Annotated in this window: 18 protein-coding genes and 1 pseudogene; 9 read left to right on the plus strand and 10 right to left on the minus strand. The window is 35.4% G+C overall.

Annotated elements, in window-relative coordinates:
* Positions 1 to 187: 187 nt before the first annotated feature.
* The gene (locus Q0A18_RS11705; RefSeq protein WP_292010330.1) at positions 188 to 1,867 is read left to right on the plus strand and encodes a glutamine--tRNA ligase/YqeY domain fusion protein; all 1,680 of its coding nucleotides are present in this window, start codon (positions 188 to 190) and stop codon (positions 1,865 to 1,867) included.
* A gap of 93 nt (positions 1,868 to 1,960) precedes the next feature.
* Here the strand turns inward: Q0A18_RS11705 and Q0A18_RS11710 are convergent, their stop codons facing one another.
* The 3 genes and pseudogenes from Q0A18_RS11710 to Q0A18_RS11720 all read right to left on the minus strand — a co-directional run bounded on the left by Q0A18_RS11710 (position 1,961) and on the right by Q0A18_RS11720 (position 5,824).
* Positions 1,961 to 2,857 (minus strand): 3-hydroxyacyl-CoA dehydrogenase, encoded by an 897-nt coding sequence (locus tag Q0A18_RS11710; protein WP_292010331.1) that lies wholly within the window; start codon positions 2,855 to 2,857, stop codon positions 1,961 to 1,963.
* Positions 2,858 to 2,915: 58 nt separating this feature from the next.
* Positions 2,916 to 4,854, minus strand: a pseudogene (locus tag Q0A18_RS11715) (oleate hydratase).
* A 91-nt stretch (positions 4,855 to 4,945) separates the two neighbouring features.
* A complete protein-coding gene (locus Q0A18_RS11720; protein WP_292010332.1) occupies positions 4,946 to 5,824 on the minus strand; it encodes a helix-turn-helix domain-containing protein in 879 nt (292 codons plus the stop codon).
* 241 nt (positions 5,825 to 6,065) lie between these two features.
* Here Q0A18_RS11720 and Q0A18_RS11725 point away from each other — a divergent pair, with 241 nt between their 5' ends.
* Together Q0A18_RS11725 and Q0A18_RS11730 are read left to right on the plus strand one after the other, a co-directional pair.
* Positions 6,066 to 7,298 carry an MFS transporter gene (locus Q0A18_RS11725; RefSeq protein ID WP_292010333.1) on the plus strand — a complete coding sequence of 411 codons (1,233 nt, stop codon included), beginning with the start codon at positions 6,066 to 6,068 and terminating at the stop codon, positions 7,296 to 7,298.
* 24 nt (positions 7,299 to 7,322) lie between these two features.
* A complete protein-coding gene (locus Q0A18_RS11730; protein ID WP_292010334.1) occupies positions 7,323 to 9,359 on the plus strand; it encodes a TonB-dependent receptor in 2,037 nt (678 codons plus the stop codon).
* On the opposite strand, the gene Q0A18_RS11735 is transcribed toward Q0A18_RS11730, so the two are convergent.
* The 7 genes from Q0A18_RS11735 to Q0A18_RS11765 form a co-directional block, all read right to left on the minus strand.
* Complete coding sequence (locus Q0A18_RS11735) at positions 9,349 to 10,323, minus strand: YpdA family putative bacillithiol disulfide reductase (RefSeq protein ID WP_292010335.1); 975 nt, start codon at positions 10,321 to 10,323, stop codon at positions 9,349 to 9,351. The genes Q0A18_RS11730 and Q0A18_RS11735 overlap by 11 nt on opposite strands.
* A gap of 76 nt (positions 10,324 to 10,399) precedes the next feature.
* A complete protein-coding gene (locus Q0A18_RS11740; RefSeq protein ID WP_292010336.1) occupies positions 10,400 to 11,698 on the minus strand; it encodes a glycosyl transferase family 1 in 1,299 nt (432 codons plus the stop codon).
* Entirely contained in the window at positions 11,698 to 14,244 is a 2,547-nt protein-coding gene (locus tag Q0A18_RS11745; RefSeq protein ID WP_292010337.1) for a YfhO family protein, read from the minus strand. Before Q0A18_RS11745 ends, Q0A18_RS11740 begins: the two co-directional genes overlap by 1 nt.
* A gap of 29 nt (positions 14,245 to 14,273) precedes the next feature.
* Positions 14,274 to 14,507 (minus strand): hypothetical protein, encoded by a 234-nt coding sequence (locus Q0A18_RS11750; RefSeq protein ID WP_292010338.1) that lies wholly within the window; start codon positions 14,505 to 14,507, stop codon positions 14,274 to 14,276.
* Between the two features lie 23 nt (positions 14,508 to 14,530).
* Complete coding sequence (locus Q0A18_RS11755) at positions 14,531 to 15,577, minus strand: DUF6263 family protein (protein ID WP_292010339.1); 1,047 nt, start codon at positions 15,575 to 15,577, stop codon at positions 14,531 to 14,533.
* A 25-nt stretch (positions 15,578 to 15,602) separates the two neighbouring features.
* Positions 15,603 to 16,346 carry a 23S rRNA (guanosine(2251)-2'-O)-methyltransferase RlmB gene (rlmB, locus tag Q0A18_RS11760; protein ID WP_292010340.1) on the minus strand — a complete coding sequence of 248 codons (744 nt, stop codon included), beginning with the start codon at positions 16,344 to 16,346 and terminating at the stop codon, positions 15,603 to 15,605.
* A 23-nt stretch (positions 16,347 to 16,369) separates the two neighbouring features.
* Complete coding sequence (locus Q0A18_RS11765) at positions 16,370 to 16,840, minus strand: DinB family protein (RefSeq protein ID WP_292010341.1); 471 nt, start codon at positions 16,838 to 16,840, stop codon at positions 16,370 to 16,372.
* A 249-nt stretch (positions 16,841 to 17,089) separates the two neighbouring features.
* Here Q0A18_RS11765 and Q0A18_RS11770 point away from each other — a divergent pair, with 249 nt between their 5' ends.
* From Q0A18_RS11770 to Q0A18_RS11795, 6 genes are read left to right on the plus strand one after another with little or no spacing between them, the layout of a single operon-like run.
* On the plus strand, positions 17,090 to 18,094 hold the full coding sequence (locus Q0A18_RS11770; RefSeq protein ID WP_292010342.1) for a MoxR family ATPase: 1,005 nt from the start codon (positions 17,090 to 17,092) through the stop codon (positions 18,092 to 18,094).
* Entirely contained in the window at positions 18,094 to 18,552 is a 459-nt protein-coding gene (locus Q0A18_RS11775; protein WP_292010343.1) for a GNAT family N-acetyltransferase, read from the plus strand. Before Q0A18_RS11770 ends, Q0A18_RS11775 begins: the two co-directional genes overlap by 1 nt.
* Positions 18,553 to 18,573: 21 nt before the next feature.
* The gene (locus Q0A18_RS11780) at positions 18,574 to 19,437 is read left to right on the plus strand and encodes a DUF58 domain-containing protein (protein ID WP_292010344.1); all 864 of its coding nucleotides are present in this window, start codon (positions 18,574 to 18,576) and stop codon (positions 19,435 to 19,437) included.
* 44 nt (positions 19,438 to 19,481) lie between these two features.
* A complete protein-coding gene (locus tag Q0A18_RS11785; protein WP_292010345.1) occupies positions 19,482 to 20,378 on the plus strand; it encodes a hypothetical protein in 897 nt (298 codons plus the stop codon).
* Positions 20,371 to 21,363, plus strand: coding sequence for a VWA domain-containing protein (locus tag Q0A18_RS11790; protein WP_292010346.1), 993 nt, complete (start codon positions 20,371 to 20,373; stop codon positions 21,361 to 21,363). The genes Q0A18_RS11785 and Q0A18_RS11790 overlap by 8 nt, the downstream gene beginning before the upstream one ends.
* Entirely contained in the window at positions 21,363 to 22,370 is a 1,008-nt protein-coding gene (locus Q0A18_RS11795; protein WP_292010347.1) for a VWA domain-containing protein, read from the plus strand. Before Q0A18_RS11790 ends, Q0A18_RS11795 begins: the two co-directional genes overlap by 1 nt.
* Positions 22,371 to 22,443 lie beyond the last annotated feature (73 nt).

Genomic DNA, 22,443 nt, shown 5'->3' on the forward strand with positions numbered 1-22,443 from the left:
ATAGATGAAAAAATAGTATTAAATAACAATTCTCATGTAGAATATTCAAGGAAAAATGTGTATCTTATAGTTTTGTTTATGAATTTATGGCATAACAGAGCTTTGCTTATTTAAAATAGGACACTTTGTAAACTCTAAAATTTCCCTAAATTTGTATGAATTTTTTAGTATAATAAAGCTAACTTTAATGGAAGAAGAAAAAAAATCACTTAATTTTATTGAGCAAATTATAGAAGAGGATTTGGCAAACGGTTTGAGAAAGGACCAGATCCGTTTTCGTTTTCCTCCCGAACCTAATGGTTATCTGCATGTAGGACACACTAAAGCTATATGTATTAACTTTGGATTGGGAGAGAAATATAATGCTCCTGTTAACCTTCGTTTTGATGATACAAATCCTGAAAAAGAAGAGCAGGAATTTGTAGACTCTATAAAAAAAGACGTAGAATGGTTAGGATTCCAGTGGGATAAGGAGTTATATGCTTCAGATAACTTCCAGCAGCTTTATGAATGGGCTGTAAAGATGATCAAGGAAGGAAAAGCCTATGTAGATGAACAATCATCTGAAGTGATTACAGAACAAAGAAAAAATCCGGCAGAAGACGGAATAGAATCTCCTTACAGGAATCGCCCTGTAGAAGAATCCCTTGATTTATTCGAAAGAATGAAAAATGGTGAATTTGAGGAAGGAACAATGTCTCTTCGTGCTAAAATAGATATGACATCACCGAATATGAATATGCGCGATCCTGTGATGTACAGAATTTTAAAACGTCCTCACCATAGAACTGGTACTCAATGGAAAATTTATCCGATGTATGACTGGGCACATGGTGAAACCGATTATATTGAGCAGGTATCTCATTCATTGTGTTCACTGGAGTTTGAAAATCACAGACCTCTTTATAACTGGTACCTGGATCAGGTTTTTGAAGAAAATGATTCTAATATTGCCCCTAAGCAAAGAGAATTTGCAAGAATGAACGTATCATATATGATCACTTCCAAAAGAAAGCTGCAAAGACTTGTTGCTGAGAAATCGGTAACAGGATGGGACGATCCGAGGATGCCCACTATTTCAGGAATGAGGAGAAGAGGATTTACTCCGACATCTATCAGAAATTTTATTGATAAAGTAGGAGTGGCTAAAAGAGAGAATCTTATAGAGCTTCAGTTACTGGAATTCTGTGTGCGTGAAGATCTGAATAAGGTTGCTAAACGTGTAATGGCTGTTGTAGATCCGGTGAAGTTAATCATTGAAAACTATCCGGAAGATAAAGAAGAATGGCTGGAAACAGAAAATAATCCTGAACAGGAAGGAGCAGGAACAAGAGAAGTGCCTTTTTCCAGAGAACTATATATAGAACGTGAAGATTTTAAAGAAGAAGCAAATAATAAATTCTTTAGACTTAAGCTAGGAGGAGAAGTTCGACTAAAATCTGCTTATATTATCAAAGCTGAAAGAGTGGAAAAAGATGCTGATGGTAAAATTACGACCATTTATGCAACTTATGATGAAAAAAGTAAATCAGGAAGCGGAACTGAAGAAAGTTTAAGGAAAGTAAAAGGAACTTTACATTGGGTATCTGCCAAGCATGCTATTCCTGTTGAGGTAAGAGTATATGATAAACTGTTTACAGTAGAACAACCGGATGCAGAAAAAGATGTTGATTTCCTGAATTTTATTAATCCTGAATCGGTAAAATTAATACAAGGATTTGCAGAACCGGCTTTAAAAGATGCTGCAGTAGGAGAACCTCTTCAATTCCAAAGAATAGGATACTTTACTAAAGACCAGGATTCTACAGAAGATAAACTGGTATTCAACCGTACGGTTACTTTAAAAGATTCTTATAAACCGGAGTAATACTCAGTTTATAAACAAATGATAATGACCAATAAGAGGTCAAAAAAATGGTGGCTGAGGTTCTCAAAGCCACCATTATTATTTTAAAAATATCTATTTAATGAAATCTTTGTCCTGATAAGACGGGTTAGGATATTTATAAAATCCTTCTCCGGATAGAACTCCCAATTTATTTTTATCAATATATTCTTCTTTTAATTTTCTGACAATTTCCAGTTTAATCGGATCCTGTGTTTTATCAGCTTCCATTTTATTGATATTGTAAGCTGTAGTAACTCCTACGACATCCAATATTCCGAACGGTCCTGTAGGAGCACCTGTTGCCACCATCCATGTTTTGTCGATGGTTTCAATATCGGTTACTTCTTTTACCCAGAGATCCATCGCCGCACCTAATAACGGTACCAGTAATGAATTCAGAATATAACCCGGTTGTTCTTTGTAAATAGGAAGAGTAACCATTCCGATAGCTTTGGCAAAATCAACCACCTGATCAAAAACGCTTTTAGAGGTTCCCGGATGCTTCATGATCTCTGCGGTGTTATGTTTCCATATTTCGTTGGCAAAGTGTAAGGCAAGAAACTTTTCAGGCCTTCCCGTATATTCTGCAAATTGGCTTGGCAGTAAAGTAGATGAATTACTGGCAAATATGGTTTTTTCAGGAGCTACATTGGCTAGTTTTTCATAGAACTCAATTTTAATTTTCGGATCTTCAGGAACGGCTTCTATAATAAGATCAGCATCTTTTACAGCACTGGCTAAATCGGAATCGTAACTTAAGTTTTTAAACGCAACGTCAAGCTGTTCCTGAGTTGCATTTAAATCCTCCTGATAAGATTTACTTAAAATTTCAAATTTCTTTTTTGCTTTTTCCAGTACCTCGTCATTGATATCGTAAACGGTTACATTAAATCCGTGAAAAGCAGTCTGAAAGGCGATTTGATACCCTAATACACCACTTCCTGCCACTGTTACATTTTTAAAATTCATGTGTATTATTTTAATAGTATTAATTTAGTGAAATTTGAGCTAACTCACTAATTCTAAATTAACTTTTTATTCCCTTAATCCAATCCTGGAACTTGTTTACATGCTCCATAAAGAAAGACTCATGTTCTTCTTTTTCTTCAGTGCGGTTAACCAAAATATGTTCAAAATAAGATCCTTTAAGGATTTTTCTTAATATGCCTTCACCTAAGAATGGTTTATAATCATTCAGTGCCTGGGTAGCCTTCAATAAATGTCGGATGTCGTATTGTAAAGGATTGATATCCGGAACTTGTTTATTCAGATTCAGTAATTCGTAAACGGCTATTCTGGCTGTTCTTACTGAACTTTCCATTGTGAATACCACATCATTGTTGGTTTCTATAAATTGCCCCACTAACCCGAGGTTTTTACAGCCTTCAGGAACTACTCTTGGACGGTCTCCCTGAGCTCTAGGCATAAACATCGAAGTGATATAAGGCATAAATGAAATACGTACGATGGTATTTTCTACTACATTATCCAGTTCGTCGATGATTCCAAGGTGATAAGAAAGTTCAGCCAGTATTTCATCTCCGGTACATTCAGGCATTGTTTTTTTGATATAGTTACCTTCTTTATCCATTAATAATGAATACACCCAGATTACCAGGATATCATTAGGCTGGGTAGGGAAGTGAGGTTGTCTGTTGCAGGTAAAGCTCATTAGCCAGTTGGAATCGGTAATCGTAACAATACCACCGGTTGCTGTTCTGCCTGAATAAGGATCATTTACACATAGGTCTTTAAGTTTTTCGGTAAAAGCAGAGGGTTTACAGGTTAATGTAGCAGATTCCCAAGCAGATTTTTCAATATTACTACAGAATTTTTCAGGTTTTCCAAATATCGGTGATTTGGCAGCTAAGTTTTTCCATAATTTCCATCCTGCTCCTTGCCCACTGGTACTGTTATCGATATTAATAACAGGAGCATTTTTATTGTCTCCATAACAAGTGCTTTCTGTCATGGAACCAGTAGTTACAATTACATAATCATCTTTCCCTATCGGAATTTTTGTTTCCTTACCGTCTTGTTCGGTGATGATTCCTTCCACGACTTTACCTTCTGTATTAATTTGAAGGTCAAGGTCTTTAACTAATGTATCAAACTGAATCTGAACACCTTTATCCACAAGGAAATTTTTTAATGGGGTTACATAAGTGTCATATTGATTATATTTAGGGAAAACGGCATGAAAAATCTTTCATTCCATCGATTGCATGTAAGAACCTGTGCATATAAAGTTTTAATTCTAGTAAACTATGCCAGTTTTCAAAAGCAAACATGGTACGCCAGAAAAACCAGAAATTACTGTTTAAAAAAGATTCATTGAAATAATCTTCAATGGTTAAATCATCAAGCTCTTCTTTCTTTTTAAGTAAAAGTTTGATAATGGCGATCTGGTCTTTTTTTTCTATTCCGAATTTACTGAAATCCTGTATTTGTCCCTGATTGTGAATAAGGCGGGCTTTAGAGTAATTGGGGTCATTATCATTAACAAGACGGTATTCATCTAAAACACTGTAAGGAGCAGGTAATTCAAGGGCAGGAATATCCTGGAACATATCCCACAGATTTTCATATGTCATATCCATTTCACGGCCTCCACGAATGATATATCCGTCTTTTGCGTTACCGGCACCATCTAATGAACCTCCTTCTACATGCAGCTGATCCAGGAAAATGATATTTTTTCCGGGAATATGGCCATCGCGGATGAAATAATAAGCGGCTGACATTCCTGCAATTCCGCTTCCTATTATATAGATTTTACTGTTTTCGTAAGATTTCAAAGGAATTCCTTTGTTACGCTGATAATTTCCGATTTGGTCAGAAAAAGGCATCGTTTTTTCAGGTGTGTTAATCTGAACCTCTTTACTTGAATCAGGTTCATGAACTACATTTCCGAATTGTGATGAGGCATTTAAAACTTTGTCAAATTTTGAAGGGATTGTACTCATTTTGTATTGTTTTTTAATTAACAGACTAAAGGTACCCCTATTCAAGGCATATAAATTATCCCTAATTTCAGAATTATTATCCCCAAATTCTTTATGAAAAAATATTTTCGTTGATTCTATATTCTGAAGGAGAATAAGATGTGTGCTTTTTAAAAAAACGGCCAAAAGCTGAAGCTGAATTAAACTGAAGTTCAAAGGCGATTTCCGAAATGGTAATATCAGGGTTTCCAAGCAGAACATAAGCTTCTCTTAATAAGGTTTCATCGATGATCTGATGTGGGGTTTTTCCGCTTGATTTTTTAACGATCTCTATCAGGTATTTGTTGGAAACAAAAAGCTGGTCTGCATAATACTGGACATTCCGGCACTGTTGGATCTTTTCCTGAACAAGCTGACGGAATTTAAGAAAAAGATCCTTTTTACTTTCTTTCTTTTTGGAATTGATAAGCTGCTCTTTATTCATGAACTCGGCTACTTCTAATAAAAGATTGAAAATGGAAGAACGGATGATTTCTTCTGTGAACTTACCCTTCAATCTTGTTTTTTTCTTCATATATCGCATTGAATCCGTTATCAGGGCTGCATTTTTATCATCTGCTTTTACAATGCTGTAAGAACCTTTATTAAATAGATTCATCTTTTCAATAATGAAAGGATTGGAAATGTTTTTAATGAGAAAATTCTTGTCGAAAAATAGAAGTTTCATTTTGAAATCTTCTGACGTACTTAAAAATTTAATAATGGTAGAAGGGGCGGAAATAAAAAAATGATGAATTCCGATTTGATATTTCTGCTTGTCTATTTCAATGTTGATTTCTCCTGAGGTACAGATACAGAGTGCATAATAATCTATTCGGAAGGGAAGGTCGGGGAAATTGAAAATAGCTTTTCCGGATGAGATATAATAAGATTCCTGACAGTTGATATGGTAAAATGATAATGTGTCGTGTAAGCTTTCGTATGTCCTCATACTTGGTGTTTGATTTCGTTTGATAATAGCTAATCGACAATTAGCATAGATAATATTATATCCTGTTTGTTGCAATTTACGAAATTTATAACCATTTATTATTATAATTGTGTAAAATTTTCTTAACTGTTATTCTTTTGAGTGTTAAATAAAGTTGAATTTTTCTCTGAAAAATAAATTTGAACTGTGCTATGGACTAATTTTCTTAATTTTGCATTCGGAATTTTTATGGAATATAATTGTGAAACTGATAAGTATATATACGAGTTCATTTAAAGGCCTCTCCAAAGAGAGCTGGATGTTGGCGCTGGTTATGTTGATCAACCGTTCAGGCTCTATGGTGCTTCCTTTTTTAGGAGTATATATGACTTCTCAGCTAGGTTTTGATATCAAGAGTTCTGGAGTTGTTCTGAGTTTTTTTGGGGTAGGTTCGGTTTTAGGATCCTGGCTTGGAGGTCAGATTACGGATAAAATAGGAGAGTATCGTGTACAAAGCTTAAGTTTGCTGCTGAGTGTTCCACTGTTTTGTATGATTCCATTTTTTAAAACGGAAGTGGGACTGGCAGGGATTATTTTAGCACAAAGTACCATAAGTGAGGCCTTCCGTCCCGCCAACTCAGTAGCAATCACTAAATATGCAAGACCGGAAAATATAACAAGAGCATTTTCTTTAAACCGTATGGCAGTTAATCTTGGATTTTCAATAGGTCCTGCCTTGGGAGGAATTTTATCTGGGATTTCTTATGAATTTCTCTTCTTCAGTAATGCTTTAGGAGCCTTATTAGCGGGTCTTATGTATATTTGGTTTTTTAGTAAAAGAAACAAGCTGGCTGCCGGAAAGAAGAAGAAATTCACCGGAAAAATTGTAGAAAAAGAAAACTCACCTTATAAGGATGGTAAATTTATACTGTATTGTATCTTTTGTATGCTTTTTTCTGTATGTTTCTTCCAGCTTCTTAATACGTTAACTATTTTCTATAAAGATACCGCAAAGCTAAGTCAGGAAAGTATCGGGTTTATTTTAGGATATAGTGGGTTCCTGATTGTATTGTTGGAAATGGGATTTGTACAGATCGCTGAAAAGTACTTCAGTCTTGCTCTTACCTTATTACTTGGAACTTTTATCTGTGGTTTTGCCTACGGAATGCTGGCTTTTGATCATAGTATGATTACTTTAATTATCTCCATGACTCTCTTATGTATCGGGGAAATATGGGTGCTGCCTTTTATGTCTACCATTACAGCTCTACGCTCAGGTAATAACAATAAAGGAGCCTATATGGGACTGAATGGAATTGCTTTTTCCATCTCTTTTATTATTACACCTTATTTGGGTACTTTGATCGCTGAAAATTATGGATTCAGCAAACTTTGGATAGGAACCGGAGTAGCGTGTACACTGATCGCTATTGCATTTTACTTTATTATTCCCTGGTTGTTAGCAGAAAAAAAATCTGATAAAAAGAGCCTTTAAGAATCATTTCATTAGTTTTGTCTAATGATGAGAACAGGTATTCTTATTTTCTTTTTGGGTGGTTCTTTTTTCTTTTCGCAGAAAAAAGAAGAGGATTCAGCTAGCCTGATTTCAGAAGTTAAGATTGATGCCTATAAAAAGCCTGCATCTTTCATCACCTCTACAAAATCAGTGGCTGTTGTTTCCGGTGATCTGCTGAAACAAAATACTCCCGAAAGAATGCTGAAATCCATTAATCAGGTCGGAGGAGTACGAATGGAAGAACGTTCTCCGGGAAGCTACAGGATATCTGTAAGAGGAAGTACACTTCGGTCTCCGTTTGGAGTTCGGAATGTAAAGGTATATATTGATGATTTTATTCTCTCCGATGCTTCAGGAAATACATATTTTAATATCATTTCTCCTGCATTGATCAATACAATAGAAATTTATAAAGGTCCTGAAAGTGGAGATTATGGAGCTATGACGGCAGGTGCTATTCTTCTTCAGACAAGAAATACGGATCATCTTTCTCTTAATCTTTCCATAGGAAGCTATGGAGCTTTTAACCAAAGTTTTGATTTTTCAAAACAATCAGGAAGACATTTTTTTGAGATTTTTCATAATTATTACAGAACGGATTCTTACAGAGAACAATCTTCGGTGGAAAGGAAACAGGTCTATTTAAAAGACCGTTACAATTATTCTGAAAAAGGGATCCTGAACACAATGCTTCTGCTTTCTGATCTGAATTATGAAACACCGGGAGGGCTTACCTTAGAGCAAATGAAAACAAATCGTAAACAATCCAGACCGTCGACAGCTGTATTACCGGGAGCCAAAGATCAGCATGCAGGTATTCATAATAAAATGCTTTTGACAGGAATATCTAATCAGTGGAATATAAATTCTGCATTTTCACATTTTATTATGGTTCAAGGTTCTTATGTAGATTTCAGGAATCCTTTTATTACCAATTTTGAAAAAAGGTTTGAAAATAATTTTGCTTTGAGAACCCATTTGAATTATACAAAAGATGTAGAACGGCTATCTATGGAGTGGCGATTAGGATTTGAGGGAGGAATTAATAATATCACAGTAAAAAATTTCGATAATAACGGAGGAGAAACAGGAGTGCCACAAAATTTTGATCAACTAAAAAATCTTTCAGGATTTTATTTTCTTTCCCAGAAACTAAACTGGAATGAAAAATTGTTCACAGATATTTCTGTAAGCTTAAATTCAAATACTTACAGTTGGGAACGATCTTATCCTGATAATGAAAATGGAAAAGTTAATTATAGAAATCAGTGGCTCCCTAATTTTGGAATTACTTATCTTTTTGGGAATGGGTTTTCATTAAGGGGAAAAATAGGAAAAGGAAATTCAGCTCCTACCAATGAAGAAATCAGGGCATCTGATCAGCAGTTTAATATGAATTTGGTTCCGGAATACGGATGGAATAAAGAAATAGGATTGAGAAAACAGTTTTGGAATGTCCTGTTTCTGGAAGGAAGCTATTTTGATTTCCGGATGAAAAATACGATTGTCAGAAGACAGAATGAAATGGGACAGGAATTTTTTATCAATCAGGGAAATTCTGTACAGAAAGGTTTTGAAGGTCTTGTGGAATCTAAAAATTTCAAATTCAACTCTCATGGGTTGAGTCAGTTTAAATTCAGGTTTTCCGGAAGTTTTTATCATTTCAGATTTAAAGAATATATCCAGGATAGTGAAAACTATTCAGGGAATAATCTCACGGGAGTTCCTGCAACGACGATTAACAGCTTATTGAATTTTGTGTTTTTTAAAAAACTGGCAATTGATTACTCACACTTTTATACCTCAAAGGTTCCTTTGAATGATGCTAATTTAGTGTGGTCAAAATCCAGTTTTGTAGGTAATATACAATTCAGAATTCCTGTTGATTTTGAAAAAACAAGAGTGTATTTTTACCTGCAGGTTCAGAATCTCTATAATACAGATTATGTATCAGGTTTTGATATCAATGCCTTTGGAAACCGCTTTTATAATCCGGCAGCGAAACGGAATTTCACTATAGGAGCCAATGTTAACTTCTAACTGTTTTTTTCAGAATATTGGTAATGATGAGATTCGCGTGATTCCTTGAATTTTCGATAAACCATAGGTGAGTATCTTTTCCTCCACAAACTACACCTGCAAGATATAAATCTTCAATATTAGTTTCCATAGTAGAAGGATCATAAAGAGGATTCAAGCATTCTCCCTGTAATTCTATTCCGGAACCCTTTAAAAAATCAAAATCAGGAAGATAGCCGGTCATAGCCAGTACAAAATCATTTTCAATTTCATGGTTTTGCCCGTTTTCATCCTTGAAAATTACAGAGTTTTCTTTTATCTCCAACATTTCAGCATTAAAGTAGGCCTTAATACTTCCCTCTGCAATTCTGTTGTCAATATCAGGTTTTACCCAATATTTTACACTTTTGGAAATCTCAGAATGGCGAATGACCATTGTAACGTTAGCTCCTTTTCTGTAAGTCTCTAGTGCTGCATCTACAGCTGAATTGCTGGAACCTACCACGACAATTTTCTGTTGTGCATATGGGTAAGGCTCTGTATAATAATGTTTTACTTTAGGAAGGTTTTCTCCGGGAATGTTCATAATATTCGGAATATCATAGAAGCCGGTGGAAATGATTACGTTTTTAGCTTTATACCGGGATTTTGAAGTTTCTATATCAAATGAACCTTCATTTTTGGAGACATTCAATACTTTCTCATAAAGATTAATATTCAGTTCTTTTTGCCGCGTAATTCCCTGATAATATTCTAAAGCTTCCTGTCTTCCGGGTTTTGGGGATGCACAGATAAACGGAATTTCTGCTATCTCCAGTTTTTCTGCAGTAGAAAAGAATCGCATGTATAATGGATAATTGTAAAGAGAATTGACAATCGTTCCTTTTTCAATGATAAGATAAGTGAGATTATTTTTCTGGGCCTCAAGGGCACAGTTTAAACCGATAGGACCTCCTCCGATAATAAGAATATCTAACATTTCCATACTGCTAAGATATTGAATATAACCCGATCACGGTATTGAATCGGTATTAAATTTTAATCAAAAAATATGATATATATTATAATTGATCTAGGATTTCAGCAAGTTTTTTAGTCAGGTTTTTTCGTGAAAACTTTTCGATATTCTGGGTGTTGTTTTGCAGAAGACCTTTTTTCCAGAGATCGAATTTTTCCATAATAAAACTTTTCATCCTGTCAGAATCCTGATAATTAAAATGTCTTCCGGATTGAGTTTCATTTAAAATAGTAGCAACATCTGCATTATCCGGTCCAAAAGAAATGATCTGTTTTCCCGTAGCCAGATATTCAAATATTTTTCCGGGAATGATTCCTTTGGAAGATTCATTCGGGAAATTGGTAATGAGAAGAAGATCGGAGTTTTGCATTTCAACGAGAGCCTGATCATGGGAAAGATACCCAAGATTATTAATATGGTTTCTTAGAGAAGTATTATCAAAATGGTGTAAAATCTTATCATCTACTCTTCCTGCAAACTTCAATTGAAAATATTCTGCAAAATCAGAATTATGTTCGATCAGATCATTAAGAACATTCCATAAATTTTCCGGATTACGAAGCTGCTCCAGGACACCGATATAGCTTAGTGTAAAATAATCTGATTTAGTTTCAGTAACAGCTGAAGATACAGAGTCCGTTTCATCAAAACCGTTGGTAATACAAATGGCATTGGCTCCTCTTTTTCTGAAATTTTCTGCATCGGTATAGCTGGTCGCTAAGGTAATATCCGCTTTTTTAAAAACTGCTGTTTCAAGCTGTCTGTGTTTTCTGTCGGAGCCCTTAGTAAGCCTTAAATGTTTATAATATGAAATTTCCGTCCATGGATCACGAAAATCAGCAATCCATTTTAAATTGGCAATCCTGTGCTTGAGATTTAATCCGATAAGATGTAAGGAATGGGGTGGGCCGGAAGTAATCACTACCTCAATTTTATTTTTCTCTATATATTGTTCCAAAAAGTGAACGGAAGGTCTTACCCAGAAAACTCTTGCATCAGGAATAAAAAAGTTACCTCTTACCCAAATGGAAATTTTGGATTTCCAGCTTTGGTTTTGTCCTACATCAAACTGTCCGGCTTTAAATTTCTTGTTGCTTTTATTCAGCTTTTCTGCCAATTGGTATGGTTCCCATATTTTGGTTTTAATGATCTCTATATTTTCCGGCACATCTTTTATAAGACTTTCATCCAATAAAGGATAGCTTGGATTTTCAGGAGTGTAAACAACAGGTTTCCATCCGGATTGGGGAAGATATTTTGCAAATTTCAACCATCGCTGAACACCGGGACCTCCAGCAGGAGGCCAGTAATAAGTAATGATGAGAATTTTTTTTTCTTCCATTAATTAATTGAATCTAAATCTATGGTCTTTCTTTTTTCTCTGTTTTTGAACATCCAGAAAATACCAAAAACACTCAATACAATGAATAATCCGAAAGAAAGTAAAGAAACCCATTTTCCTGTTTCTATCACTTCAGGCTCGAATATCATTTTGATGTTATGAGCTCCTGCCGGAACATGTACAGCCCGAAGCAAATAATCCGCTTTGATATAGGGAACTTCTTTTTCGTCTACAAACATCTTCCATCCGTGAGGATAATATATTTCAGAGAAAACTGCCAGCTGAGGTGTTTTAGATTGAGATTTGAACTCTAATTCATTAGGCTGGTAGCTTGTTAAGTTAATGAATGCAGCAGAATCTGCCTGAACAGGTTTTCCTGTAAAATAGGATTTGTCAGAAGAGGCGATTACAGCCGTTTTTTTACTGTCAATTATACCGATCTGCTTGATTTCTTCATTCGGTGTATCTACAAATTTCAGATCTCCTACAAACCATGCATTTCCATTTGCTTTAGCGTTAGGCATTGCTTGTGGCTGTTCAGGGCCACCCATTACCCAATATTTAGCATTGAGAAGGTTTAGGATATTAGGAACTCTTACTGAATCCATTACCTGAAAATATTCGTTAATTACATCATCATACCGTCTCAGTTTTACAGCATGATAACCTCCGACAGAATTGGTGAAATAGGAAGTATTCGTTTCACTGAATGTTCCAAGGATATTATTGAATACACGGTAATGACTTTTATCTTTTTCTGCAATTGTTTCTAGGGTTTTGTTAACATTTACAGTAGCCAGAATAGATTCCAAACTTGGATTTCCCGCAGCTTTTTCTGCTAATAAATCGGAAGTTTCCGTCTGAAAAGGATTGGTAGCAAAAATTTTATCCACATAATTATCATCATTCAGGTAACGTTTATTGACAGTCCACAGGTCAAACAAACTGACCACTCCGATAATTACCAAAGCAATATTCTGATTTAGTTTTTTCTTTAAGCTTAAGAATAAAGCTCCTGCAGCAATCGCTACATAGATAAATGCTTTAATAGCATCAATTCTGAATAACTTAAATCTCTCATCTGTCAGATAATCCAGCAGGAAAGGAGGGAAATATGTTTTTTCATTTTCGGTAGAAAATCCTAACAGGGCTTTACCGAAAACAAGAAGTATTAAAGTTAATCCTAAAACAACTCCACTTACATAAAGGAGCATTTTCTGTTTATATTCTTCGCTTAATTTTTCATCAGTAAAAAATCTGTATAAACCGATAATGGCAATAAGGGGGAATAATAATTCCACAACTACCAATATAGATGAAGGGGCTCTGAACTTATTATAAAAAGGTACAAAATCGATGAAGAAGTCTGATAAAACCATGAAATTGCTTCCCCATGCGAGAAGGACAGTCAGAATGGAAGCTCCAAGAATCCAGTAACGGTATTTTTTGGAAGCAAAAAAGAATCCTAGTACAGCAAGGAAACAAACAATAGCTCCCTGGTAAGCCGGACCTGAAGTGCCGGGTTGGTCGCCCCAATACGTTACTCCGCTGAACCCTTTTGAAATTCTGTCCATTTCTTCCTGAGTGGATATATTTTGCTGTACAAGCTCCTGCACATGATTCATGATCTCTTTCCCTTCAGGTTCCTGGCTTCCTCCCCCCATTAATCTCGGGATGAAAAGATTTAATGTTTCCAGTCTTCCATAGCTCCACATCAGCATGCTTTCCTTGTCCATTCCGGATTTTCCGGAAGTATGGCTTTCATTGTTCAGGATTTGTTTCCCACGAACGGTTTCCTTTACATATTCGGCATTGGCCATGATTCTTTGGGAATTCATTCCTACACCTATGACAAAAGAAGCAGCAAGAATAACCGAGGAAACAATAAAATGCTTCATCGGTGTTTTTTTCTGAATGGCTCTTACCAATTCTGAAATGAATAAAAATCCTAATGCCAAGAATAGGTAATAAGTCATTTGCGGGTGGTTAGCCGAGATTTGAAGCCCCATAAAAAGGGTAGTTACAATAAATCCTATAACATATTTTTTCCTTATATAAACCAATAAGATCCCGGCTAATAAGGGAGCAAAATAAGCGATCGTATGAACTTTTCCATTGTGTCCGGCAGCAATAATAATGTAGAAATAGGTTGAGAGGCCAAAGAAAGTGGCTCCCAATAAAGCATATTTCCAGTTTCTTACGGCTACTAAGCCTAGGAAGAAAAAACCTGAAAATAATAAAAAAAGGTAATTAACCGGTCTTGGGAAAAAGTTTAGGAATCCGTCAATACTTTTGATAATATCACCGCGGAACTGGGCCCCCATCTGATAGGTGGGCATTCCTCCAAACATGGAATCACTCCAGTAGGTTTCTTTCCCAAAATTGGCTCTGTAATCCAAAAGCTCCTTAGCACCTCCACGATACTGCACGATGTCATGCTGGAAAAGTTGTTTCCCTGTAAAAACAGGAGTGGAATATAAAAATGCCAAAATGATAAATACAACTAAAGAAATTGCAATATATATCAGGTTTTTATTTTTAGCCATGCGGGGTATATCTTTTAAGAAATAGGATTTTATTTTTGATCTGTTTTTGGGTCTTTCACTTCTTCGTATTCCACAGTCTCTGCATCCCAGTTGATTTTTTGTTTAGTATTCTTCTTTGAGTCGTGTATATCCTGTTGTCTTCTGTTGTTATTCGGATTATTAAATGTGTACTTGTGGAAAGTCTTAAAAAAAATTCTTTTAAGAATATTCCATACAAAGTAGATGATAATAGTAGCGAGTACTAACTCAAAAATGTACTTCATTTTTTTATTTTTATAAACTTCTTCTATTTAGAGGATGGGTTTACCATTACAGAAGAATTGGAAACACTTTTCATCGATTGGGATTGTTTACCGTCTGAAATAGTTTCGATCTGTGTCGTTTTTACCGAAATATTCTGAGTATTAATCCATCCTGTATTCTGATCAAATTTGATCGTTCCGTTCTGTACAAGTTCACTGCTTAAGCTGTGCGTGATTTCTCCTTGTTTTTGTTTATCAGTCTTTTTAGGAATACCCCCTGATATTGAAATTTCAGCAACACCGTTTCCTACACTTTTCAATACATAGTTGGAAGTTACTTTTACCTTTCCGCTAGGATCAGCACTTTCCGAAGTACTCCATTTATCACCTACTTTTACACCTTTTTTAGGAATGATAGTCAGGTTTTTGGTGAACTGATCTTTAAGAACCTTTTCGTTGAAACTTTCTTTCAGACTGGCTACAACGCTTGCCTTTTGATTGGCATCTTTAATAATTGTTCCTACTGCATTGGATACTTTAGTATAAATAGGATCAAAACCTGTAATGGAAATCACATTTCCTTTCGTATCCATTTTCATCGTAAGTTTATTTCCTGTAAGAGCTCTGTTGATATTCCATATCATTTTAAGATCATCCTCTTTTGGTACAGCTTGTTTCGTATCTACTACAATTGTTTTTCCGTTAGCCGTCTGAGAGTTTCTTTTGGAAACAAGGTCTAAAGTCATATCATAGACATTATCTTTAAGATCATTCACTGTAAATGTCATCTCATCAGTAGATTCACTTGTACCATTAATTGTTTTACCTGTAGGATCAGTCATAGTCTTCACGTCTCTCTGGTAAGTAGTCAGTGGATATGTTTTTCCTTTTTCTAACTTAAAAGTCTGAGTGAAAATTCCTGCGGAATCTGTTATGGCTGGACTTTCAACTACGGCTGCTACAGAATCTGCGGGTACTTCTACCGTTACTGTTTTTCCTGTAGCCGGATCTACTTTGGTAATTGTTGCCTTTTCTTTTTTACAAGATACTAAAGCTATGGAGATTAGAGCGAATGCTGCTATGTTTTTCATTTTGATTTTTTTTAAGTTGTGTTTATTAATTTGTTTTCACCATTTTTTGTCTTACTGCTTCATATAATATAGCCCCACATGCTACTGAAACATTCAGAGATTGAGTTTTGCCTTCAATCGGAAGTTTTATTTTTTCATCGGAATGATGTAATACCTCTTTTGAAATTCCTGTTTCTTCATTTCCCATAACAATAGCACAAGGTTCTGAAAAATCTACATCATAAATGAGCTTCTGTGCTTTTTCAGTAGCCGAAAATACTGAAATTCCACTTTGCTGAAGGAAATCAACTACATGAGCAAGATTGGGTTCTTTACATATTTTTATATTATAGATGGCTCCTGCAGAAGTTTTGATAGCATCTGAGTTAATAGGTGAAGCTCCTTTTTCCGGAATGATCACAGCATCTACACCAACGCATTCTGCTGTTCTGCAGATCGCTCCAAAGTTTCTTACATCAGTAAGTCTGTCTAAAATAAGTAAGAATGGAGTTTTACCTTCCTCAAAAAGCTGAGGAACAATATTTTCAATTCTGTGAAAGGGAACGTCGGAAATAAAAGCTACAACACCCTGATGGTTCTTTCTTGTAAAACGGTTAAGTTTTTCAACAGGAACATAATTGGGACGTATTTTATTTTTAGCTAAAATAGTTTTCAGTTCTGCATAAATAGGACCCTGTAACGCATTCTGTACAAAGATTTTGTCAATAGTTTTTCCAGCTTCAATAGCTTCTATTACGGGACGTAGCCCAAAAATGAAATCGTCTTTCATTGAGTTGTTTACCATTTAAACTTTTAATATTTCTCTCCTAAAATAGCTCTCTTCTGAGCCATAACATATCCATAATGGAGACTTTCATGCATATTGTTAAAGATAATAGCATCTTGAATGCTTTTCAGATCCATACCAAAACTTGTGGTGTACGGAGTATAATCTGAAAAGAAATCATGATCATAATCTTTCATTAAAATCTTTGAAGTTTCGGTTAACAGAAAAGCTAAGTCTTCAACTTCTGATTTCTGAACATTCAGATTAGGTAAAGTCCCTTTCTTGTAGGTTTCCACCCAATATTTATCTATTCTGAATGGATTACCGCTCAGATAATAATGCAAAAGTTGCTGTGTGGCAACTGCATGGGCAATATTCCAATAGATGTTATTGTTGAAACCATCAGGAATTAATAAGAGATCTTCATGAGAAGTATTCTGTAAAATTTCCAAAATATTTTCTCTTACCTGTCTGTGTGCTTGAAAATGATAATTCATTTTACAAATTTTAATCACCAAAAATAGTTTAATAAACTGGAAATGACAATTTTTAAGAGGTGGTTTCCAGTAAAATTTATATATTTTTATGAAAAATTTCCGTAAAGGCTTAGGAAGCTATATGAAGTAGTAAGACCAATGATGTATTAACGCTGGAATTTTTAACAAACTTTAACTCAAAAATGGCATTGATTGTGTTGATTAATGCAAGTATTTATTAGAAATTTACCAACTATTTTAAATTAAGCTATGTCAGATTTACATCAAGCCGAAGACATTCGTCAGCTAACGGAAAAGATCAAAGAACAAAACTATATGTTTTCCCTTCTTAGACAGGAAATTAATAAAGCAATTATTGGACAGGAATATATGATAGACCGTCTTTTAGTTGGTCTGTTAGGGAATGGGCATGTTCTTCTGGAAGGAGTTCCGGGGCTTGCTAAAACATTAGCGATAAAAACATTAGCAGAGGCAGTACATGGTGAGTTTTCGAGGATACAGTTTACACCGGATTTGCTTCCCGCGGATGTGGTAGGAACAATGATTTATAATATTAAAGATAATGACTTTTCTATTAAGAAAGGACCTGTATTTGCCAATTTTGTATTAGCGGATGAAATCAACCGTGCTCCGGCTAAAGTTCAGTCGGCACTTTTGGAAGTGATGCAGGAAAAGCAGGTGACGATAGGTGATGAAACAATGAAATTGCCTAAGCCGTTTTTGGTGCTTGCTACCCAAAACCCTATCGATCAGGAAGGAACTTATCTTTTACCCGAAGCGCAGAGTGATCGTTTTATGTTAAAATGTAAAATAGATTATCCTGAGTTTGAAGATGAAAGAAAGGTCATGAGAATGGTTTCCACTTCTCATCAGCCGGAAATTAAACCGGTTATTTCCCTTCAGAATATTGTGGATGCCAAATCAATCATCAATCAGATTTATCTTGATGAAAAGATTGAAAAATATATTCTGGATATGGTATTTGCAACCCGTTATCCGGAAAATTACGGTCTTTCGGAGCTTAAAAATTATATAAGTTTCGGAGCTTCCCCGAGAGCCTCAATTAATTTAGCCATTGCATCAAGAGCCTACGCATTCTTAAAGGGAAGAGCATTTGTGATTCCTGAAGATGTAAAAGAATTGGCGAAAGATGTTCTGAGACATAGGATAGGATTAACTTTCGAAGCAGAGGCTGAGGAAATCTCAACAGAAGAAATTATCAATAGAATTTTAGCGAAAATCCAGGCCCCGTAATGAACGAAGTTATAGTCAGAAAAGCACTTCCTGAAGATTGCAGCTCCATGCTGGAGCTCATTAAAGAACTTGCTGAATATGAAAAGGCATTGCATGAAGTTACCTTAACTTTAGAACAGTTTATCGAAGACGGATTCGGAGCAAGTCCTGTTTGGGGGGCATTTGTTGCTGAAATTAATAATGAAATTGTTGGAATCTCTTTGTATTATGACCGATATTCCACATGGAAAGGGAAAAGACTGTATCTTGAAGATCTGGTAGTGACAGAAAGCATGAGAGGAAAGCAGATCGGTAAAAAATTGTTTGATGCTACCTTGGAATACGGAAAACGGAACGACTACAACGGAATGGTCTTTCAGGTATTGAATTGGAATGAACCGGCTATTAATTTTTATAAAAAGTACAGTCCCAGGTTTGATGAGGAATGGTTGAATGTATCGATCGAATTTAAAAAATAAATTAATTCTGAATTAAGTCTTATGCAGATAAAAGATATTGTAAAAAAAGTAAAACAGATTGAAATCCGTACCAAAAAGAAAACGGAGGCTGCTTTAATGGGGCAATATCACAGTGCTTTTAAAGGACAGGGGATGACTTTTTCGGAGGTACGTCCTTATCAGTTTGGGGATGAAATCCGGAGAATAGACTGGAATAAGACAGCACGTTTCCGTGAACCTTTTGTAAAGGTAATGGAAGAGGAAAGAGAACTCACCATGATGCTTATAGTAGATATTTCTGCTTCTATGGACTACGGAACAAAGACACAGCTTAAAAGAGAATATGTTGCTGAAATAGCAGCAAGTTTAGGTTTTTCGGCGGCAGGGAATAATGACAAAGTGGGCTTGATCTTATTTGCAGATAAAGTATATAAAGTGATTCCCCCGCAGAAAGGCAGAAAACATATTCTTTCCATTATAAGTACAATCCTTACCGCAGATTATGTAGCTGGCATTTCAAAAGTAGATAAAGCGCTGGAATATATGATGGGTATTTTCAAAAAAAAATCTCTGGTTTTTCTGTTTTCGGACTTTGAAGATCCTTATGACTCCAAAATGTTGAGAGTTGCATCAAAAAAACATCAGCTGTTGGGGTTGAGAATTTATGATGAAAAAGATAATGAGATTCCCAACGTAGGATATGCTCTTTTTCATGATGCTGAAACAGGCAGAGAAATTTGGGCTAATACCTCAAGTGCAAGATGGAGGTATACATTTGCAGAAGCTCAGAAGCAAAAGCTACGGGCTTTAGAAGAAGACTTTGCTGTAAGCTCAGCAGGTTTTCTGAATATAAGTGCGGATGCGGATTATTCCAGATTGCTGTATAATTATTTTCAGAGTAAGTAATTGAGAAATTACCATTATATATTTATTAAAAACTTAAAATAGATTTGAAAAGACTACTATTTTTACTGTTTTTCTCCATCTGTGCGAATGCATTTTCACAGATACTTTCTTCCAACCTGGAAAAGAAAACTATGGCTTTGGGGGAAATCAACCATTTAGTTATCAAGATTAATAATTTAAATAATCAGCAGGTTTCTGCGGCTCCTAAAAACGAACTGCTTCCTTTTCATTTTGAAGAGATAAAAGATAGTATCGGGATACAGCCGGACCTGTATGAAAGAAGAATTGAATTTTCAGTATATGAAGAAGGAACATTTACGATTCCTGAACTTGAATTTAAAGTAGGAGACAGGATTCTTAAGACCATACCTTATGAAATAGATGTAATCAATACGGCTCAGAAAGGAGATCAGATTGCGGATATTATGAAAAATAAGGAAGTTAAGCTTGAGGTAAAAGATTATTGGGAGCTTTATAAATGGTATGTTCTGGCCGCTTTGGCAGGGCTTGCGTTTATTGCTGCGGTCATTATGTTTATAAAGTGGGGACGAAGGAAGAAAGATCCTCCTGTCGTCATCACTAATCAAACTTTAAAAGAGCTGGATTCTCTTAAAAAGAAAAAATATATTGAAGGAGGAAATTATCGTTCGTTTTATGTAGAGCTGATCGATATTTCAAGAAAATTTATTACTACACAATATCATTTGCCAGCGGATGTTTTACTTACGGATGACCTCGTTCAGCTGATTAAGGAAAACAATACGGTTTCTCAGGATAATGAGAAGGTTGTGGAAGAAGTATTTTTAAGAGGAGATCTGGTGAAATTTGCCAAGACAATTCCAGATAAGGAAACCATGGAAAAAGACTTTACTGATATAAAGGAATTTGTGAAAAGGTCATCAAAGGACCTGGAATTTGAAAACTTGAGAAAGGATGTTTAATTTTGAATTTTATAGCCCTTGGTTTCTTCTTCTTTTTCTCTTGTTTATTCCGCTTATATTCAGGGATATTACCAAACAAAAAAGAAAAGGAATCAAAGTTCCAACCGTCAGCCATATGGAGCACGACAGTGGGATATTGCTGGTGCTTTTTATATTGAAATTAACCAAATATATTATTCTTTCTGCGCTTATTATTGCGATGGCAAGGCCGAGAACATTCACAATTTCTCAGGATCGGGATGATACGAAAGGAATTGATATTATGCTTTCTGTGGATGTATCTCTTAGTATGCTGGCGAAAGATCTTACACCGGACAGATTAACTGCTTTGAAAGATATTGCCATCAAGTTTGTTGAAAAACGTCCTAATGATAGATTAGGTTTGGTAACCTATTCCGGAGAAGCTTTTACCAAAGTGCCTGTTACCTCTGATCATCAGGTAGTAATTGATGAACTTAAAAATCTCAATCCTCTGGAATTACAGCCCGGAACGGCTATAGGGGAAGGTCTTTCTGTTGCGGTTAACCATTTAAAAAACAGTAAGGCAAAGAGTAAGATTATTATTCTGATGACGGATGGAGTGAATACCATTGAAAATGCAATGCCTCCTCAGGTAGCTGCCGAACTGGCTAAAAATAATGGTATAAAAGTATATTCTATCGGAATAGGAACTAACGGATATGCATTAATGCCTACCCAGACAGATATTTTTGGAGATCTTGTTTTCACGGAAACAGAAGTAAAGATTGATGAACCTGTGCTTAGAGAAGTAGCCCAGACTACAGGAGGTAAATATTTCAGAGCGACTTCCAACAGCAGTTTGGAGGAGGTTTACAATGAAATTAATCAACTTGAAAAATCTGATGTTAAGGTTTCTAAGCTTTATAACTATGAAGAATATTTCTATATTTTTCTTTGGATAGCCTTGGGGGTGCTGGTTCTGGATGCTTTATTGAGATGGGTATTTTATAAATTTTTAAGCTGATGGATTGGTATTTAGGAAATTACTGGTATATACTTTTGTTGCTGCTTTTGCCGTTGCTCGCTTATTTTTTGCTCAGCTTTCTCAAATGGAAGAAGAGGAGAAGAGAAGCTTTTGCCGATGGCCAGTTTCATGAATCTTTATTTGAGAAAAACTCCGGATTTACTAAAATCTTTCCTCCATTATATATATTGGGAACGCTATTCCTTATATTCTCAATTATAGACCTGTTGTCTGGTTCGGAAGAAATTGAAACCAATCAGAAAATGAATAATGTAATATTCATGCTGGATGTATCCAATTCTATGAATGCGGAAGATATTAATCCAAGCCGTTTGTCAGAGGCCAAGAATGTGATGATAAATACGATGCAGAAGATGACCAATGACAAAGTGGGGATTATCATTTTTGCAGGTCAGGCTGCATCTATTATGCCTTTAACCACGGATTATAATTCTGCAGAAACCTATATAGGTGCAATAGAAACCAATTCGATGCAGATTCAGGGAACTGATTTTTTAAAAGGAATGCAAACTGCTGTCAGTAAATTTAAGAATGTAAGCAAAGGATCCAGAAAAGTGGTATTATTAAGTGATGGAGAAGATAATGAAGGAAATGATAATGCGGCTATCAAACTGGCGAATAAAGAGGGAATTACCATTATATCGGTAGGAATAGGTTCTGATGAGGGAGCTCCCGTTCCAGAATATGTTTTTGGACAATTAATGGGTTATAAATCAGATAGAAACGGAGAAACAGTCATCTCCAAAAGGCAGACCGATGCATTAAAGAAAATGGCAGAATCCACTTCCGGGACTTATATTGACGGTAATAATATTAAAGAGACTCCGGACAGGATTATAGATGCTTTAAATAAGAAAATGTCGTCTTCGGTAAGTCTGGTGAAATCACAGAATGCTAATCATTATTATCAATACTTTTTAGCCGTATCATTATTTTTCTTTTTTCTGATTTATATTTTTAATCCTAAAAGAGATTTTAATATTTAACTTTTTCTACTTTTTTATGAATGATTAAAAAAGCTATTTAACCCAATTTTAACAAATAAGACGCTGTTTATTA

This window comes from Chryseobacterium sp., from assembly GCF_022712095.1.
Taxonomy (GTDB): domain Bacteria; phylum Bacteroidota; class Bacteroidia; order Flavobacteriales; family Weeksellaceae; genus Chryseobacterium.